This window comes from Sporosarcina sp. PTS2304 (assembly GCF_003351785.1).
Lineage (GTDB): Bacteria > Bacillota > Bacilli > Bacillales_A > Planococcaceae > Sporosarcina.
In genome coordinates this window covers 1454801-1474000 of the sequence record NZ_CP031230.1, presented here as the reverse complement: position 1 = coordinate 1474000, position 19200 = coordinate 1454801, and the positions used below count along the sequence as shown (strand labels likewise).

Sequence of the window (19200 nt, the reverse complement as noted above, 5' to 3'; positions counted from 1 at the left end):
AATAAAAGCCGACACGAGAGAGTTCTCGGGTCGGCTTTTTTATAAAATCTAGTTATTTGACTAATCCCGCATTCATTCCCGCCAATCTTCCAGTAACTAAAGCGGAAGTTATATTATAACCACCTGTATAGCCATGGATATCAAGTATTTCTCCACAGAAAAACAAGCCGTTCTTTTTTCGCGAAGCCATCGTTTTTGGGTCGATTTCTTTTACAGAGACGCCCCCACCTGTAACGAATGCTTTTTCGATAGGTTGTGTTCCTGTTACGTGAACAGGAAAGTTTTTGAGTAAACGGGCGATTTTACGTATTGATTCCCGGGAAATCTCACTCCCGACTTCTGTTTCGTTAATTTCTGCTTGTTTTAATAGAAACAGCAACCAGCGCTCAGGAACGAGTCCTTTTAATGAGGTTTTTATTTGCTTTTTTGATTCATCTTTTAGTGTTTTTGCTAGTGTTTGTATAAGTTGTTCTTCATGTTGATCAGGCATAGAATCAATTTGCATTAAGACGGGTTGCTTGCCGTTTTTCATCTGTTCCTTCACGACATATTGACTGCACCTCAAAATGGCGGGACCGCTGAGACCGAAGTGGGTGAAAAGCATATCCATATGGTGCGTGACGAGTGTTTTCCCTTTTTTATTAAAAACAGACACTTTAACATCACGTAATGCCAGACCTTGTAATTCTTTTGAGACGATGAACGGTTCTCTAGATAGTAAAGGTACTTCTGTAGGGTAAAGTTCCGTGACGGTATGACCTGCGCGTTCAGCCCACGGATAGCCGTCTCCTGTACTACCTGTCTGCGGAACAGCTTTACCACCTACCGCTACGACAACTGCCTGCGCCCGAAGTTCTTCACCATCAACCATTCGGACTCCGAGGATCTTCTCGTCATCCATTAATAGCTTCTGGACACGGCTTTCTAAACGTATTTCTACACCGAGAACATCTAGTTGATGAAGTAACGCATTCACGACATCTTTTGATTGATTGGAGACAGGGAACATTCGTCCATGATCTTCTTCTTTTAATGGCACGCCTAAGCCTTCAAAATACGTAATGATGTCTTGGTTATTGAAAACGGAGAATGGACCGTATAAGAACTTTCCATTGCCCGGTATATGTTTTATAATTTCTTCTTGTGAAAGTCTGTTAGTGACGTTACAACGACCACCACCGGAGATCGCTAATTTATTGCCAAGTTTACGGCCTTTTTCAAGTAATAATACCCGCTTCTTTTGTTCGGCTGCAGCAATAGAAGCCATTAAGCCGGAAGGACCTCCACCGATCACGATTACATCATACATGCTAGAACCACGCTTTCCTTCGTTTTGCTTTTCATTATACCACCAACTGCTGTTTCGGTTCAGTTAAAGATTGTGCAAAAGCAAACAGAGGGGTAAACTATACAAGTATCTCTTAGGAAATGGAAGGAATCAATTATGGCATCGAATTTAATCAAAGGAACAGCCATTTTAACGATTGGTCTGTTTTTATCAAAAGCACTTGGTTTACTTTATGTTATTCCTTTTTATGCGATTGTCGGAGATGAAAGTGTAGGGCTTTATCAATATGCATATATACCTTATAACTTAGCCCTCGCAGTCGCCGTGTCGGGAGCACCGTTAGCTATATCGAAATTCGTTTCTAAATATAATGCGTTAGGAGATTACGCAACGGGCAGGAAATTAATGAAGTCGGGTATGTTAGTTATGTCCGTTACAGGCTTCTTGTCATTTCTAGCGTTGTTTTTGCTTGCAACCCCGATTGCGGAACTAGTGATCAAAAGTGATGAACAAATTTTCACTGTACAAGATATTTCTACTGTTATTCGATGGGTCAGTTTTGCTTTACTCGCTGTGCCGTTACTTAGTATAGGTCGAGGGTTTTTACAAGGCTATCAAAAGTTTGAACCCACTTCGGTTTCCCAATTAATCGAACAGATCGTAAGGATCATCGTTGTGCTAGTCGGGGCGTATGTAGTCGTCAATGTCCTTGGATTATCACCGAGGATTGCGGTTCAATTTGCGGTATTTGCAGCATTTATTGGAGCATTGGCAGGTCTGTGGAGCCTTTATTATTATTGGAAAAAGTATCAGGATGAATTTAGCTATCTTTTAACGAACAGTCCACCTGCGAGTTCTATTCCATTAAAACAAATTTATACAGAAGTATTCGCTTATATATTACCGTTCGTACTAGTAGGTACAATTAATCCCATCTATCAATTTGTCGATATGATTACATTTAACGGTGCGATGAAATCAATCGGACTGGCTAGTGTTTCTGATTTATATTTGACGAAATTGAATTTTCTAACACATAAAGTAGTTATGATTCCTGTGATGGTTGCGACCGGTTTTTCTATGGCGCTGATTTCCATTATTACGAAGGACTATACGACGAATAATCAAAAAGGCATAACACGTTCACTCGACCAAACATATCAAATTATGTTGTTCTTAACCATCCCGATGGTGATAGGATTAATCGTATTGAACACTGAAGTCTATCAGTTTTTATATAAGTATGATGTGGCAGGAGCGAGTGTATTAGCGTCTTATGCACCGGTAGCCATTCTTTTTGCAATGTTCACAGTGACGGCTGCGATTTTGCAAGGAATTGATCAACATAAATGGATTGTCTTCACTTCGTTACTGGGACTGCTAGTAAAAATGCTGATCAATATTCCGTTAATTAAAATGTTCGAGGTGAATGGAGCGATTATAGCTACTGCCATTGGATATTCAGTTGCGGTGGGAATTAATTTACTCGTCATTAAAACAGTATTGAATTATAAATCTGAAATGGTGATCCGCCGGTTGTTTTTAATTTTAGCATTCAATGCATTGATGTTTGTAGGGGTTTGGTTAACAAATAAAGGCTTGAACATGATCCATATTCCGATAGGTCGTTGGCAGGCGTTATTGTATGTCATGATCGGTACGGCTGTTGGTATGGCGATTTATGGTTTCTTAGCATTAAAATCAGGGCTTGCACAACAATTATTTGGAGATCGCCTGACACGTATTACGAGACGTCTCGGTTTGGGAGGGTAAGAAATGAGACTTGATAAATTATTGTCCAATACCGGCTACGGTTCCCGGAAAGAAGTTCGGCAGTTATTGAAAAAAGGTATGATCCGTGTAAATGGGACTGTGGTCAAAGATCCGGCACAACACGTGGATTCAGAATCCGATGCAATTTCTTTATTAGGTGAAGAAGTCATTTATAGAGAATTTATTTATTTGATGATGCATAAACCACCCGGTGTACTATCAGCAACAGAGGATACTAGAGATCGTACGGTAGTGGACTTGCTCAGAAATGAAGAACGTCATTTCGAGCCATTCCCTGTTGGACGGTTGGATAAAGATACGGAAGGATTATTGCTTTTGACGAATGATGGAAAGCTCGCGCATAATTTATTGTCACCAAAAAAAGAAGTGCCCAAAACGTATTTTGCAAAAGTAGCAGGACATGTAACGCAAGAAGATGCAGAAGCTTTTGCAGGCGGTGTAATTCTTGATGATGGTTATGAAACAAAGCCGGGTATGTTAACTATCTTACATTCAGATGAAATTTCAGAAATCGAACTAACAATTACAGAAGGAAAATTTCATCAAGTGAAGAGGATGTTTGAAGCAGTAGGAAAGAAAGTAATCTATTTGAAACGTGTAACGATGGGACCACTTGTATTAGATGAGGAGTTGCCGATGGGAGAATATCGGGAACTGACAGTAGAGGAATTACAAATGCTTGTGAAAGTAAACAGTTCTAAACAAAAAGGCTGATGCAAAAGCGTCAGCCTTTTTACTTTATACACTTATATATAAGAAGCATAGTCAGGAAGATAATTTCACTTTCTTGGAAGTCGTCGTCCATTCGCCGCGGACTGAGTTCTTGATCAATTCATTGTACTCCAGAACGTTCAGGTCACGTTGAGCAGTTCTTGGAGAAATATTAAATTCCTCCGCAATATCCTCTGTTGTTACCTTACCGTTATCCCGAATGAACAGATAGACATCTTTGATACGAATTAACATGCGATCGGTAGCTGGGTTCATCGAAGAAACCACTCCTTCATCTTCATATTTTGACACCAACATTGCAAAAGAAGACTGCTGGGTTATTCTCTGACCTTATCTTTCCTAGATAGCCCCTTATAAATAAGGTATGTCGGAATAAAGAGTTAATTATTCTGACAATATTAGTATAACTTATTTTTAGATAAATCGCACATATTTTCGCTTTACTCTGAAATACCCAATGAAAAAATAGTTTTGCTTTATTTTATCGTTTAAACATGTGAAAATAGAGATAGAGGAAACAGGCAGGACAAACTGCTATAAGTTTCATAATAGAAGAGGTGACGGATGTATGATCTATTTTAAAAATGGAGAATACCTAGATGAACAGCAAATGAATGTATCGGTGAATGATCGTGGTTATGTTTTTGGAGATGGTGTCTATGAAGTGATTAAAGTATACGATGGCGCGCTTTATACCGTGGAGGAACATTTAGAAAGATTACTCGAAAGTGCTGAGAAAATCCGCATTCCATTATCTTATACAATAGAACAGCTCAAAGACCTATCAAAGCAATTAGTCGAAGCAAATCAATTAACTATTGGTCATGTATATTTGCAAGTAACTCGTGGTGTTGCGCCTCGTGCACATCAGTTTCCTGGAAGTGATGTAGAGCCAGTCGTCATTGGTTATGCAGTCAATAATCCTAGACCTATTGAGCAGTTCGAAATGGGTGCAGCAATGAAATCTGTGGATGATATGCGCTGGCTTCGCTGTGACATTAAAAGTTTGAATTTATTAGGAAATGTTCTAGCGAAGCAAGAAGCATTTGAATCAGATTGCCAAGAAGCTTTATTTGTACGTGACGGAGTCGTTCGTGAAGGTTCTTCTTCCAATGCATTTGGTATCAAAGAAGGTGTATTATATACGCACCCAGCGAACAATTTTATATTAAATGGTATTACGCGTCGTGTCGTTCTGCAGTTAGCAAGAGACTTGGATATACCGGTAGTAGAACAAGCATTTACTTTAGAGGAAGCGTTAGTAATGGATGAATTTTTCTTCACGTCAACAAATTCTGAAATTACACCTGTCATCACACTTGATGGAAAGCAAATAGGAAATGGTGTCCCGGGACTTCTTACTAGGAAGTTACAAAGTGCATTTAGCCGTCAGCTTCCAATGCCAATAGCTGTCGGTCATGCTGAGGAAAGAGTTTCAAATGGCTCAGCTAGTTAAGCTAGTTGATTATATTTCAAGGTATGAGAACGATTTAACACGATATCCTACACAATTCATCCGTTTAAAACGATATCAATGGAAACGTGTGAAAAACCAATGGGAGCACGGTTTTGATTTGTACGCTGAACAAACAGCGATGATGCCCGAGAATGTAAAAGAACCAAATAAATGGTTTTCTATGTTTTTTAATAAATGGCGTAAACCCAAACTACAAGAAGAGTCAGCAACAGATGATGGAGAAGTGGAAGAAGAATTAGGCTTTGAAGCATCGCTCACTGGAAGTCATGCAAATATAGAGCAATTAAAAAAAGCATATACCGATCAATTATTTCAGTTTCAATTAAAGTGGGCGAGTTCCACATTGTATGATCGATCACGGATCGATGCTAAATTCTTTTCGGATACACTATTAAAGCAATTGACGCTGCGATTACCAGATAGCTTTTTACTGTTTTATTACCCAATCGTTAAAGTGAATAAAGCGCCGGTAGAATTGGATATCATACTTCTTTCGCCCACTACATGCTATTGCATAACTGTACTTGAAGATGAGCGAATGGCAGCGTACATTGGAAGTAGTGATCGGTTTTGGCTTAAAAAGTTTGGTGAAGAAGAAGTGAAAGTCCTTAATCCTACGATTGCGCTGAGTCGAATGGAAAAAGTAGTCCACTCCTTTTTTAGAGCTAAAAAAGTAGATATGCCAATAAAAAAGTTAATTATTTCACGAAATGGCTATATAGATTATCCAGGCACGCCTTATGAGATTACTACTATTGATAAAAAGAATTATCTTGATTGGCTGGCAAAACTGAGTAGCAATCCGAGCCCGATGAAACATACACAATTCAAAGCGGCGCAAGCTATTTTAGATCATACACAAACAACAGCAATGAGTCGGTTGTTTGATACAGAAGAACCTATTAGTGAATAAAAATATTTTATATAAAGAGAGAGTGTACGAATAATGCGTTTACGAAATAAACCATGGGCAAAGGATTTTATGGCAGAACATCCAGATGTATTGATCATGGAACCTGAAAGTAAAAAAGGTCGCTGGGCGGAAGAGTTTGGAAATGATGCACCGATCCATATTGAAGTGGGCACTGGTAAAGGTCAATTTGTTATCGGAATGGCACTTGCCAATCCAACTGTGAACTACATTGGTATCGAACACTTCGATAATGTGATAGTTTCCGCTTTGGAAAAAGCAATCGAAAATGAAAAGCCGGCTAATCTCCGACTGTTGCGTTTTAACGGAGAGGAATTGGAGTCTGTTTTTGACAAAGCAGAAATTGACCGAGTATATTTGAACTTTTCCGATCCTTGGCCAAAAGTCCGCCATGAAAAACGTAGATTGACTCACGAAAGATTTTTAAAGAAATATAGAGACGTGTTAAAATCGGGTGGAGAGATCCATTTTAAAACAGATAATCGTTCACTTTTTGAATATTCTTTAGTCTCACTTACAAACTATGGCATGAAATTACAGTCAGTTTCTTTAGACTTGCATGCTAATATGCCTGAGGACAATATTTTAACCGAATATGAAGAAAAGTTTTCTAGCAAAGGACAACCTATTTACCGATTGGAAGCGAGTTTCCAAAATAACTAAACTATATTATCAAGCCTGTTGATTATCCATACAAAGAAATGGTCTTTTGAGAAATGAGTTGCTTTTGACAAGTATTTGTAGAGATAGTTTACTCGTTAGGATTCTCCCGAGAGAAACCGGACGCTTTCCTAAGGGGTTGCGGTGGACTTGCCAGAAGTGCGTTGGCGATTACGCCCGTCATCCAGATCCCCAGGAGTCGCCGGTTCTTCCGGGAGAATCTTTGAGTTTTTGTCGGCAAGTCAGTTGGTGTTCGTCCAGAAAGTGGAGTAGGGTGAGTGACTTTTCCTGTACAGTTTGCCGATATCTATCAAATTGTCTTGCCTAAACAAAGTACGGCTTTTGCGAGTGGAGCGCAGCGAGAAGGGGTATATTTTTGCATTGACAGGCGTAACTCGCAACGCTCTCGATCCGCCGCGTCTACTCCAGAAAGCGTATCGGCTGGAAGTGCAAGCCACAAGATATTCCAATTCAGTGTCACTCCATCCTATCACCAAAGTCGCCCGTTTATATCTGTCACCAAACTATCTTTTAAATGAACAAATGAATTACATATACTATGGTTAATCACCAGGCATACTATATTATTTTAACAGACCTATTCCTTAGAAGAGTTCAGAGGAATAGGTCTTAAAGTGAAATATTTGTAAGCGCTACCAGTTTCCGTGTATAATTATTTACTAACACATTACTTAAATAGTTTTTGTGCTTATACTTGACCAATTTACTTTTGTGGATTGGCTGTAAACTAGATATGTAGGGAGGAAATAGTATGGATCAATTAACATTTCACGAAATGAAATTAACATGGCTTGATGGGGGAGTAAACTATTTAGATGGAGGTACAATGTTTGGTGTTGTACCGAAAGCTTTGTGGTCAAGAAGATATGAGCCGGATGAAAATAACTTGATTGAATTGCGAACAGATCCGATTCTTATACAATATGCAGGCAAGAACTTACTTATTGATTCAGGGATAGGTAAAGGTAAGTTAGATGAAAAGAAAAAACGTAATTTAGGAGTCCGTGCAGAAACGCGAGTAGAGGAAAGTTTAGAAAAACTTGGTCTTACAACAAATGATATAGACATCGTTTTAATGTCTCATCTACATAATGATCATGCAGCTGGTTTAACTCAGTGGGAAGGTGATCAGCTCGTAAGTGTATTCCCGAATGCAACTATTTATACATCAAAAGTAGAGTGGGATGAGATGCGCGAGCCGAATATTCGCTCACGTAATACGTACTGGAAAGAAAACTGGGAGCCTATTCAAGAGCAAGTGAAAACATTCGAAGATGAGCTTGAGATTATGCCGGGTGTGAAAATGATTCATACGGGCGGACATAGTGACGGACATTGCGTCATCACATTAGATCAAGAAGGTGAGACGTTAATCCATATGGCGGATATTATGCCGACGCATGCTCACACTAACCCACTATGGGTACTTGCTTATGATGACTACCCGATGGACTCTATTTTTGCAAAAGAACGTATTATGAAAGAAGCCCTGCCAAACCATTATGGCTTTATTTTCTATCATGACGCATTTTATCGCATGGTGAAGTTCAGTGAAGACGGTAAAACTATAGTAGACAGTCTAGAGCGTACTCGGTAAAAAAAGCTGTATACGGATTACCCTTTTATAAAATGAAAGATATCTACATGGATAGCAAATGGGACGCAATTCAATTGAGGATTGACGTTCCTTTCTTTTTGGAGAATAATCTTTTGAAAAGAAAAAGCGGTTTGTTTTCACAAAAAATGCGGTACGGAAAGTCAAATGTTACAGACTTTCCATACCGCTCTGTCGTTTGCTTACTAACTTATTGACGAATTAACTCTACAACTGTGCCTGTTTTTGAATCTGCAGCAAATTCGTATTGCTCCAATTTACCATCTTTCATACGAGAAACACCGCCACGATACACATCCATTGAAATTACATGATTTGTGTAAGGTTCCGGCTTCATAACAATCCATGAACCGTCGATCGGGCCTTCTTCTTTAAATGCATCTTTTACTTTTTTTAGTACGCTGTCTGCAGGAACTTCTTCATTAAATTTGTTGAATGCTTCATTTACAATTACTCCTGCAGCAACCCCAGTTAAAATTCCAGCTAAAAATTCTTTTAATCTCATAGTTAATTGCAGCTCCTTCGAAAATCATTTCTTCTAGTGTACCATATATTAAAAGAGCATTGCGATTCATATGTCTTTCCGTAAAACCTATTTTTAATCAGCAAGCAAAACTGCCTATTAAAGCGTTCAATGAACTAATTAGTGTTCATATGTTTAGCATCTCGATATAATAGCAGAAGACAGTAAAAAAAGTGAGGGATTTGTATGGAAAAAGAAACATTGGAATTATTTCGCACGTTGACTGAACTGCCAGGTGCATCGGGCAATGAATATCGTGTCAGGGCTTTTATGCGGGAGCAATTAGCGCAAAACTCAGATGAAATCATACAAGATGGCTTAGGTGGAGTATTTGGCATACGCCACGGTGAAAAGGATCAGCCGAAGATTATGGTAGCGGGCCACATGGACGAAGTTGGTTTTATGGTAACTGGCATTACAGATAATGGAATGTTGCGATTTCAACCGTTAGGAGGTTGGTGGAACCAAGTATTGCTTGCACAACGTGTGCAGATTATTACAGAGACTAACATTGTATTAGGTGTTATTGGTTCTATACCGCCACACTTGCTCAGTGATGCAGAACGCGCAAAACCAATGGACATTAAAAACATGCTGATTGACGTAGGTGCGGATGATAAAGCGGATGCTGAAAGTTTTGGAATTGTTCCGGGCCAGCAAATCCTTCCAATCTGTCCATTTACTCCAATGGCAAACCCGAAGAAAATTATGGCGAAAGCTTGGGATAATCGGTACGGGTGCGGTTTAGCAATTGAATTATTGAAAGAGCTAAAAAATGAAAAGTTACCAAACACGCTTTATTCTGGTGCAACAGTTATGGAAGAAGTAGGCTTGCGGGGTGCACAAACTGCAGCGAGAATGCTTGATCCAGACCTTTTCTTTGCGCTAGATGCAAGTCCAGCGAACGATGCAAGTGGGAACAAAAAAGAATTTGGTCAGTTAGGTCAAGGAACATTGCTTCGCATTATGGATCGTTCCATGGTGACACACCGTGGTATGCGAGAGTTTATCTTAGATATGGCTGAAACGCATAATATACCTTATCAATATTTTGTCTCTCAAGGAGGCACAGATGCGGGTCAAGTGCATGTAGCGAATGAAGGTGTTCCAAGTGCGGTCATCGGTATTTGTTCCCGCTATATTCATACAGCAGCTTCTATCATTCACACGGACGATTATGCAGCAGCGAAAGAGATGATTGTACATTTAGTAAAAGCTTGTGATAAAACAACGGTGGAGACGATTAAACAAAATTGCTAATCTGCAACAGGAGAAAAGAGGTTGCTGAATGGAATTTGTATTAGGTTCAGAAAATCAAGCGAAACTGCGTGCGGTTGCTCATACAATTGAACGCTATGTAGTTGATAGTACAGTTTCTTCGGCAACGGTTCCTTCAGGCGTTAGTGCGCAGCCGATGAGCGATGAAGAAACGCGACAGGGTGCGATCAATCGGGCAATAGCAGCGAGCAGTCTAAGGGATACATATGGTGTCGGACTCGAAGGTGGAGTGCGAATGATAGAGAACACTATGTACTTATGTAATTGGGGAGCGTTAGTGACGCCTAATGCGAAAATTTTCACAGCGGCGGGCGCACAGATTCCTTTACCTGAAACGTTAGCGATGGACATTTGTAATGGTAGAGAATTAGGCGACGCAGTGGATCAATATTTCAATAAGCAAAATATACGGATGTCTGAAGGAGCTATCGGAATGCTGACTGCTCAAATGATTCCCCGGGATGAATTATTCGAACATATTATGAAGCTGTTAATCGGGCAATTTCTCTACCAGGTATCACCCTGTAGCTGACAATTGCAATAGCGCTGTCGTACTATTAGAATAGGACTGGTAGAAAAACGTGGCAGTAGAGAAGGGGGGAGCCTATATGTTCCGAAAAGGAAAGGTTTTCTTGCTAGTGTTGCTGGCTGTCGTGCTTGTCGGCTGTAATCAGAAAGTTGAATTTCGGACGGATGATGCTTTCGTAGCGGCAAAAAAGGCATTTGAATCAAATGCTAAAAACACGAACCATACAGTCGGAGACATAGCTTTTTATAAACCACCTACAATGAAAGTAGATGAAGAGTCAACATCTCAAACAATTGTATTGACTAAAAAAGATGATTCATTTTATGTAACTGTGAACCCAAATGAACAAAATGATAGTCGTGTCTACTATGATAAACTACTTTCTGACGAACCTGAACAACTAATCGGTTCACAAACATTTACTAAAGATGAAGCATTCGGTTTTGTAGCTGTCATACAAAAAAGTGAAAACTTAGTAGAGCTAATCGCAGATGCAGGCGGAGCGAAAATCGCAACAGTAACTGATGAAAAAAACATTACAACATATTTAGAGAAAATGATGGAGATCGCTCGTTCTGTTGAGCAAGACGATAAATAAGGTTGTCAGTCAATAGTGCGGAAGGGGAGTACGAAAATGGAAGCAAAAGACGTTGTGGAAGAATTAAAAAAACGATTACCTGCCGAGAAATTTGATTGGCAATTTGACCGTAAAGCGGATAAGTTAAGAATAGTCCACCACACACTTCATAAAGGAATGGAAATTTCTCTGCCTGAAATTGTATCGAAATTCATGCAGAAGAAAGAATTGGCTATTGATGAAGTAGTGTATACTATTCAGGAGACATTCCGTGCAATGGAGCAAGAGCAAGCACAAGGATTTGTCGGTGAAAAAAACATTTATCCAGTCATTCGATCCACATCTTTTCCGTTAGAGAGTGCGGCGGGAAAACCGTTTTTAACGAAAGATCATACAGCGGAGACGCGGATCTTTTATGCCCTTGATCTTGGAACGACCTATCGCCTGATTGATATGGATATGCTTACAGAGCTTGGGATGAGTGCACAAGAGATACAGGAAATGGCGATGTTTAAAGTAAAGTCTTTACCGACATCTTATAAAAAAGATATAGTATCCGATAATATATTTTACTTTATCAATAATAACGATGGCTATGATGCAAGTCGATTGCTGAACCAGCCGTTTATGAAAGAAATGGAGCAGCAAATAGAAGGTCATATGGTTGTTTCTGTTCCGCATCAGGATGTATTGATCATTGGAGATATTCGGAATGATACAGGATATGACGTAATTGCTCAGATTGCTATGCAATTTTTCACGACAGGTGCAGTTCCCGTGACGTCATTGTCGTTTATTTATGAAGATGGTAAGCTAGAACCTATATTTATTATGGCAAAAAACCGACTGGCTAGAAGGGAAAAGAAAAAATGAACTTATTTTATAATGCTCAAGGTGTGGGTGACGTCTTACTTGCCCAATTAACTACAGAAAGACCCAAAAATATTATTTGCGAAAGAAAAAATAATGTAGCTGTTTTATCTGATGAAAAGACAGGAAGTGTTGTAGCTTTCAATCTTTTCGAGGCATCTAGTTATTTTACTATTCAAGCGCAAGGTCAAGTAGAGCTGACAGAAGAGCTTGGTGAACAAATAAAAAACGCACTTAAAAAAAATGAAGTGGACGTTTCATTAGATCTAGACTTCAGTCCAAAATTCGTTGTAGGCTTAGTAACAGAGAAAGAAAAACATCCAAATGCTGATAAATTGAATATTTGTCAAGTAGATGTAGGTGAAGAAACGCTACAAATTGTTTGTGGTGCAGCTAATGTAGAAGCGGGACAAAAAGTTGTAGTTGCGAAAGTAGGGGCTGTGATGCCTTCTGGAATGGTTATTCGAGATGCAGAATTACGCGGTGTCGCTTCGTCAGGTATGATTTGTTCAGCAAAAGAGTTAGGGTTAAAGGATGCACCTGAAGCAAAAGGTATTCTCGTTCTTGGCGAACAACACGTAGCTGGGGAACCTTTCGAGGGGTAAAAAAATTACTAGCTTTTGTGCAAGGCTTCGTCCAAGCCCTCACAAAAGCTTTTTCATTTTTACATACTATTATGAAGTAATATTATTTTTGTTACGCAGCAACATAGATCTGTTTGATTTTCGCATACGAAACCTGTTAAAATAGAATGATTGACATGAAAAGAGTGATTTATTTGAGCTGGTTACGAGATATGAAAAGACGCCTTACACAATTAGAAGAAGGCAATAAACTATTACATGACTTATTTGATAAAACTACTATTAAAAATACTGAAGAAAATAAACCTAAAAACTTTCAATTTCCTATAATTTCTGATCATGAGATTTATGGTTGGGAACCGAAGCAAGAAAAGAATGAATGGCATAATGAAGAGTTAGTAAATGAACGACAAGATGATCACGAAAACGAAGAATTACAAAATATTGAAGATGATTATGAAATAGTACCGTTGAGTCAAAATGAACGTTGGCCTGGCAGATATGAAAAAGCAGCGACTATTTATCGGGCAGACTCTATACAAGAGTCATCATTACCTGTTCCATCTTTATCAGAAAGACGTATTAGACCGCAGCGCGAAGTGAGAGCACAACGTGAAATACAGCCGAAACGTGAATTTAGACCGATTCAAGAATTACAAGCAAGACGAGAGCAATTTCCTCGTGAAGAAGTAGAAGTTGAAGAAGAACCCGTCAAACAACGACCAAAAAAAATGAGAAGGCCGTTTTCACCATCACATGTACCTTCTCCCGTGTACGGCTATAAAAAAACTTCTTCAGTCGGTTCGGCTATTGAAGACATTCAATTGAAGAAAGAGCAAGCACAATCTGTAGATATTGAGTCATCTAAAGAATCTCGCGATGAGGAAAATCACGTGATAGAAACGACTCCACTGTTTGCAAGTTCAACAGAAAAGTGTGAATCGACAAACGATACTGGACGTGTCTACGATGTTTCTCCAGAGACTTTTCATTCAAATGAAGTACTACAAGAGTCCACAATTATTGAAGATACGGAAGAACTTTCACAAACCGAACAAGTAGTATTTGATCATGCAGTTGGCGTTAAATTGAAAGAAGATTTCTTTGAAGAAGTGGAAGAAGCATTTTCAACGTCTGAAAAAAAATGTCAAGAAGTAGAGTTACCTAATGTTGAAACAATAGAAGAATCAAGTTCAATTACACTTAATCCTACGGAAAATTTTACAGAAGAACCGTCAGAGACAGAAGTCGTTACAGTTGCTGAAACTGCATATATGACAACTGAACAATTAGAACAAAAGAAAAAAGAAAAGATTGTCCCATTTAACGTTATGATGCTTTCATCGGATAAAGAAAAATTAGCTATGAAAAGTAAAGAACAACACAAAGAGGAAGGTTCAATAAAGCTAGCTGAGAGTAAACAGGCAATTATACAAGAAAAGCCGTTAGTGGCGGAACCGAATTCTGTACAAATGTCTATTGAAGAAGAGGTTCAAGAAGAGTTGGAAGAAGAACCGCCTCCACATTACGGCTTTCCTCTGATGGGCTATTTAGCACCTCCTGAAGAAGAAGTGATCGATGAAGAGTGGCTTGAAATGCAGTCTGCAAAATTGGAAGAAACGTTATCTCATTTTGCAGTACACGCGACAGTAGAACATGCTATGCAGGGACCGGCAGTTACAATGTTTGAACTGACAGTGGAGCAAGGAGTTAAAGTAAGTAAAATCCGCAATTTAACAGATGATCTAAAACTAGCTCTGGCAGCGAGAGATATTCGTATTCAAGCGCCTATTCCAGGGACTAGTAGGATTGGTATTGAAATTCCGAACCGCCAAACAAGAGCTGTACGAATTTCAGAAGTCATTAACAGCCCTGCATTTAAAAAATCAGAATCCCCTTTGGAAGCAGTGCTAGGTTTAAGTTTGACAGGTGAACCGCAAACGATAGATTTGCGTAAAATGCCTCATGGAATGATTGCAGGTGCTACAGGTTCAGGTAAATCGGTTTGTATCAATTCGCTTTTAATCAGTTTATTGTATAAAGCGTCTTATCATGATTTAAAACTATTATTAATTGATCCCAAAATGGTAGAACTAGCGCCTTATAATGGAATTCCCCATCTATTAAGTCCAGTCATTACAGACGTTAAGGCAGCGACAGCAGCATTGAAGTGGGCAGTTCAAGAAATGGAACGGCGATATGAGTTATTTGCTCATTCAAGCGTCCGTAATATTGAACGCTACAATGAAATGGTTATGAATTCACGCCGTTTCTCTTTAAAGATGCCTTACATTTTAGTAGTAATTGATGAATTGGCTGACTTAATGATGATGGCGCCTGCTGATGTAGAAGTTTCTATCAGCCGCATTACGCAAAAAGCAAGAGCATGTGGAATTCATTTAATTATCGCCACCCAGAGACCTTCAGTGGATGTCATTACAGGAACTATTAAAGCAAATATCCCGACGCGTATTGCGTTCGCAGTATCATCCCAAGTGGACTCTAGAACTATATTAGATTCCGTAGGTGCTGATCGCTTGCTTGGTAAAGGTGATATGTTGTATCTAGGGAACGGTCAGTCCGCTCCGGTTCGGCTGCAGGGGACATTTGTCACGGATGATGAAATTGAGCGTATAATAGAACATGTTCGCAACGAAGCGGATCCCGATTATCTATTTGGTCAGGACGATTTATTGGCTGCGGCTGTTGAAGAGGAAGAAACTGATCCGCTATTCCAACAAGCTTGTAGTTTTATCATCGAGCAGGGGAGTGCGTCGACTTCTGCGTTACAGCGACAGTTTAGTATCGGTTACAACCGTGCGGCTAAATTAATTGACCGAATGGAAGCGAACCAGTTTATTTCTGAACAGCGAGGAAGTAGACCGAGGGACGTCTTTTTAACTGAGCAAACTTTTGAAAGTTTTATGAAATAACTATTGACTTGTGTGCGTCTAATAGTTTCCTGACAGACATGCTATACTATGACAAGACATAATCTTCTAATGTAATTTATGTTGTTAGAAGAGAAAAAGAGGGATGAAAGAATTCCCGGGAGGTTTCAATATGACATTGTTTCACTTTACAGGCATAAAAGGATCGGGAATGAGTTCTCTTGCCCAGTTGCTACATGATTCTTCCTATACAGTGCAAGGTTCGGACGTGGAGAAGTACTTTTTTACTGAAGACCCTTTACATGAAAGAAATATAAAAGTTCTTCCGTTTGATGAAGAAAATATTCAGCCTGGTATGAAAATTATTGCGGGAAATGCCTTCAAAGATGATCATCCAGAATTAAAAAAAGCGCAGGATTTAGGTTTGGATGTTACACGTTATCATGATTTTCTAGGCTCCTACATGAAACAGTTTACATCTATTGGGGTAACGGGCACGCATGGGAAAACATCTACGACAGGATTATTATCTCACGTACTCGGCGGATATGCGCCAACATCCTATTTAATTGGAGATGGTACGGGAAAAGGAGTACCAGATACTGAGTATTTCGTATTTGAAGCGTGCGAATACAAACGCCACTTTTTAGCCTATCATCCAGATTATGCGATTATGACCAATATTGATTTTGACCATCCAGATTATTTTACAAGTTTGGATGATATATTGGATGCTTTCGGGCAAATGGCTAATCAAGTTAAAAAAGCATTAATTGCGTGTGGTGATGATGAAAACCTGCAACGTTTACAAAGCCAAGTCCCTATTGTATATTACGGATTGGATCCATCCAATGACTTCTACGCTGCGAATATTGAAAAAGATCGTGAAGGATGTTCGTTTGATGTATTTATTCGAAACGAATTTTATCATCGTTTTACTATACCATTGACAGGAGACCACGCAATAAAAAATGCGCTAGGCGTGATTGCACTCTGTCATTATGAAGATGTGCCCGCTGCAGTAATAAATGAACGCTTTGCTACGTTTGGAGGAGTGAAGAGACGCTTTTCGGTATGTGAATATGAAGGAAGAGTACTTGTAGATGATTATGCACATCATCCGACTGAAATCCGAGCTACCCTCGATTCTGCGCGCCAAAAGTATCCTGATCGGGAAATCGTAGCTATATTCCAACCGCACACGTTCACACGTACGGCAGCTCTTTTAGATCAATTTGCAGAAAGCCTTGCAGAAGCAGATTATGTGTATCTTTGTGATATATTTGGTTCAGCCCGCGAGCAAGCAGGAAGTTTAACTATTACAGATTTGATTGATAAAGTACCGAATGCCCATTACTTAAAGATCGATGATATGTCTGAATTAGCGAGCCATGAAAATGCAGTGCTCATATTTATGGGCGCGGGAGATATTCAACAATACTTAAAGCAATTTAAATTGCTAATCACTAATGAGGAAACAGCTTAACCCGTTTTAGGGGAGCTGTTTTTTTATTTAAAGGTTAGGAGGGCACTACTTTCGTTACCATCACTAACTGCTTATAACTATAGCCACTATAACTTATCCATACGAACTTTCTTCCTGTAGAATCTTCAATCCTATTCACATTTTTAGCGTAATAAAAGAAAGAAATGGAATTCATAAAAGGAAAACGCCTAGTTATGTCGAACAGGAGTAATAGGACGAAAAGTTTAGAAACTCGAGAAGAGGGGTAAAGTTTTCGTAAGAATATGCTCTAGGAGGACAACATCAGTGGTCAATTTACTTTACATCGCAGCAGTCATTGCAGCGATAGCATTTCTTATTCTTTGTATTAGTCTAGCTGTGACGCTCGGGTCTTTAAAAACTACCCTACAAAGCGTCTCCCACACGGTAGATGACTTAACAAAGCAATTAGAAGGGGTTACTACAGAAAGTACACAACTCCTTCAGAAAACCAATCAGCTTGCTGAAGATTTGCACGGCAAAGCTGAAAAGTTGAACACTGTGGTGGATGCGGTAAAAGGAGTAGGCGATTCCGTGAATAACTTAAACCAGTCTGTTCATCGGATCTCTCATTCTGTTACTACACAAGCCGAACAAAACAGTGATAAAATCGCGCAAGTATTACAATGGGGGACTGTAGCTGTTGGTCTTTACGATCAAGTGAAAGAACGTCAGCCTGTGAAGTCCAACGGTTGGACAGTATATAAAGCGCGCTCCTAGTACTAGCATTTTCCTTAGTAGCATACAAAAACATTCAATTTACAGGAGGAAGAAAAATGACAGAAAACAAACCAAATTACAATGAAAACCAGGGGAATTACGCAAATACGTACGGCCAACCTCAATATCCAGCAAATTACAACTATCGCTCAACAAATGATTTATATGAAGAAGATAATAGCGGTGCGAGCAGTTTTATAGCTGGAGCCATTGTCGGTGGAATAATCGGTGCAGCTACAGCGCTATTTTTAGCACCAAAAACAGGACGTGAAATGCGTGAAGATTTAACTTCACAAGCATCACAATTAAAAGATAAGAGTATTGAGTTGAGCTCGACAGCAAAAGATAAGGCAGTGGAACTTTCAGGAACTGCAAAAGAAAAAGCTGTAGAATTATCTAGTACGGCTAAAGATAAGGCAGTTGAGTTGTCAAGTGCAGCGAAAGATAAAACAGCGGACTTAACGGGTACAGCGAAGGAGAAAACTGCTGCATTTACAGCAGTAGCAAAAGATAAAACGTCAGAGTTTTCTCAGACGATTCAGGAACAATCAGGGCAACTAGTTGATAAAGTAAAATCCGCAGCTTCCAAAGCCAATATTCCGATGGATGACGGTACAGTATCTTCTGAAGGCGAAGAAGCAACAGATTATAAAAGCGTAAAAGAAACTAATGAAAAGTCTGGTGATCTTTCTAAAGCTAACGAAACAACAGCTAAGAAAGAAGATGAAAAAGAGGATGAGTCTTCTAAAGATAATTCTTCAGGTAAAAATGATGCGAAGGCAAATCAAAACACAAGTAATAAAAACTCGAAAAATTCTAAAGTAGACGCTTCTTCGGATAAAAAAGATAATAAAGCAACGACAAAATGATGAAAAGGGGCTGTCCAATAAGTCCCTAATATAAATCAGGCAGCGAAAAACGAATCGTTTTTCGCTGCCTGATTTTGGTTTGTAGTCGTTCACAGTTGAAAGTAGCCGGCGGATGCCCACTACTTTCAACTGTGAACCAGTGCGACGATTCCGAACTTCGTATGAACCTTTTCAAGGCCACGGAGCGATGCCGTAGGTTCTTCTATAGAAAAAGTGAGCTGTTCTGTGGTATACTGTTCGTAAATAATCTTTGGATTGCGCATAAAAAATCGTCTTTTCGTAGAGTGGGTTAGGTAACTTTATTCTACTAGAATGGGCGATTTTTTTGTACCTATTT

18 protein-coding genes are annotated in these 19200 nt (G+C 39.3%); 15 read left to right on the top strand and 3 right to left on the bottom strand.

The features are described from left to right. Positions 1-52 precede the first annotated feature (52 nt). Positions 53-1309, bottom strand: a complete 1257-nt coding sequence (locus tag DV702_RS06935; RefSeq protein WP_114924109.1) for a BaiN/RdsA family NAD(P)/FAD-dependent oxidoreductase — start codon at positions 1307-1309, stop codon at positions 53-55. 135 nt (positions 1310-1444) lie between these two features. Here DV702_RS06935 and DV702_RS06930 point away from each other — a divergent pair, with 135 nt between their 5' ends. Together DV702_RS06930 and DV702_RS06925 are read left to right on the top strand one after the other, a co-directional pair. Next, the gene (locus tag DV702_RS06930; RefSeq protein WP_114924108.1) at positions 1445-3061 is read left to right on the top strand and encodes a putative polysaccharide biosynthesis protein; all 1617 of its coding nucleotides are present in this window, start codon (positions 1445-1447) and stop codon (positions 3059-3061) included. A gap of 3 nt (positions 3062-3064) precedes the next feature. Continuing rightward, positions 3065-3796 carry a pseudouridine synthase gene (locus DV702_RS06925; protein WP_114924107.1) on the top strand — a complete coding sequence of 244 codons (732 nt, stop codon included), beginning with the start codon at positions 3065-3067 and terminating at the stop codon, positions 3794-3796. A gap of 51 nt (positions 3797-3847) precedes the next feature. Here DV702_RS06925 and DV702_RS06920 read toward each other — a convergent pair whose 3' ends face one another. Next, the gene (locus DV702_RS06920) at positions 3848-4069 is read right to left on the bottom strand and encodes a DeoR family transcriptional regulator (RefSeq protein WP_114924106.1); all 222 of its coding nucleotides are present in this window, start codon (positions 4067-4069) and stop codon (positions 3848-3850) included. Between the two features lie 313 nt (positions 4070-4382). Between DV702_RS06920 and dat the strand changes: the two genes are divergently transcribed. The 4 genes from dat (at position 4383) to DV702_RS06900 (ending at position 8500) form a co-directional block, all read left to right on the top strand. Further along, positions 4383-5270, top strand: coding sequence for a D-amino-acid transaminase (gene dat, locus DV702_RS06915; RefSeq protein ID WP_114924105.1), 888 nt, complete (start codon positions 4383-4385; stop codon positions 5268-5270). Continuing rightward, a complete protein-coding gene (locus DV702_RS06910; protein WP_114924104.1) occupies positions 5254-6204 on the top strand; it encodes a nuclease-related domain-containing protein in 951 nt (316 codons plus the stop codon). The genes dat and DV702_RS06910 overlap by 17 nt, the downstream gene beginning before the upstream one ends. A 33-nt stretch (positions 6205-6237) precedes the next feature. Further along, positions 6238-6885: a tRNA (guanosine(46)-N7)-methyltransferase TrmB gene (trmB, locus tag DV702_RS06905; RefSeq protein WP_114924103.1), complete on the top strand. Its 648-nt coding sequence runs from the start codon at positions 6238-6240 to the stop codon at positions 6883-6885. Between the two features lie 769 nt (positions 6886-7654). Beyond that, on the top strand, positions 7655-8500 hold the full coding sequence (locus DV702_RS06900; RefSeq protein ID WP_114924102.1) for a YtnP family quorum-quenching lactonase: 846 nt from the start codon (positions 7655-7657) through the stop codon (positions 8498-8500). Positions 8501-8708: 208 nt separating this feature from the next. On the opposite strand, the gene DV702_RS06895 is transcribed toward DV702_RS06900, so the two are convergent. Continuing rightward, a complete protein-coding gene (locus DV702_RS06895) occupies positions 8709-9023 on the bottom strand; it encodes a hypothetical protein (protein WP_114924101.1) in 315 nt (104 codons plus the stop codon). A 204-nt stretch (positions 9024-9227) separates the two neighbouring features. Between DV702_RS06895 and DV702_RS06890 the strand changes: the two genes are divergently transcribed. From DV702_RS06890 to DV702_RS06850, 9 genes are all read left to right on the top strand, one after another. Beyond that, positions 9228-10301, top strand: coding sequence for a M42 family metallopeptidase (locus DV702_RS06890; protein ID WP_114924100.1), 1074 nt, complete (start codon positions 9228-9230; stop codon positions 10299-10301). A 28-nt stretch (positions 10302-10329) separates the two neighbouring features. Then, positions 10330-10851 carry a DUF84 family protein gene (locus DV702_RS06885; RefSeq protein WP_114924099.1) on the top strand — a complete coding sequence of 174 codons (522 nt, stop codon included), beginning with the start codon at positions 10330-10332 and terminating at the stop codon, positions 10849-10851. Positions 10852-10927: 76 nt separating this feature from the next. Beyond that, positions 10928-11446 carry a hypothetical protein gene (locus DV702_RS06880; RefSeq protein ID WP_114924098.1) on the top strand — a complete coding sequence of 173 codons (519 nt, stop codon included), beginning with the start codon at positions 10928-10930 and terminating at the stop codon, positions 11444-11446. 36 nt (positions 11447-11482) lie between these two features. Then, positions 11483-12298: a DUF1444 domain-containing protein gene (locus tag DV702_RS06875; protein ID WP_114924097.1), complete on the top strand. Its 816-nt coding sequence runs from the start codon at positions 11483-11485 to the stop codon at positions 12296-12298. Then, on the top strand, positions 12295-12900 hold the full coding sequence (gene ytpR, locus DV702_RS06870; RefSeq protein ID WP_114924096.1) for a YtpR family tRNA-binding protein: 606 nt from the start codon (positions 12295-12297) through the stop codon (positions 12898-12900). The genes DV702_RS06875 and ytpR overlap by 4 nt, the downstream gene beginning before the upstream one ends. A 173-nt stretch (positions 12901-13073) precedes the next feature. Next, positions 13074-15812 carry a DNA translocase FtsK gene (locus DV702_RS06865; RefSeq protein WP_240315695.1) on the top strand — a complete coding sequence of 913 codons (2739 nt, stop codon included), beginning with the start codon at positions 13074-13076 and terminating at the stop codon, positions 15810-15812. Between the two features lie 130 nt (positions 15813-15942). Beyond that, a complete protein-coding gene (murC, locus tag DV702_RS06860) occupies positions 15943-17256 on the top strand; it encodes a UDP-N-acetylmuramate--L-alanine ligase (protein WP_114924094.1) in 1314 nt (437 codons plus the stop codon). Positions 17257-17541: 285 nt separating this feature from the next. Next, positions 17542-17994, top strand: a complete 453-nt coding sequence (locus tag DV702_RS06855; protein ID WP_114924093.1) for a DUF948 domain-containing protein — start codon at positions 17542-17544, stop codon at positions 17992-17994. Between the two features lie 56 nt (positions 17995-18050). Then, positions 18051-18863 (top strand): YtxH domain-containing protein, encoded by an 813-nt coding sequence (locus DV702_RS06850; RefSeq protein ID WP_114924092.1) that lies wholly within the window; start codon positions 18051-18053, stop codon positions 18861-18863. The last annotated feature ends 337 nt before the right edge of the window (positions 18864-19200 follow it).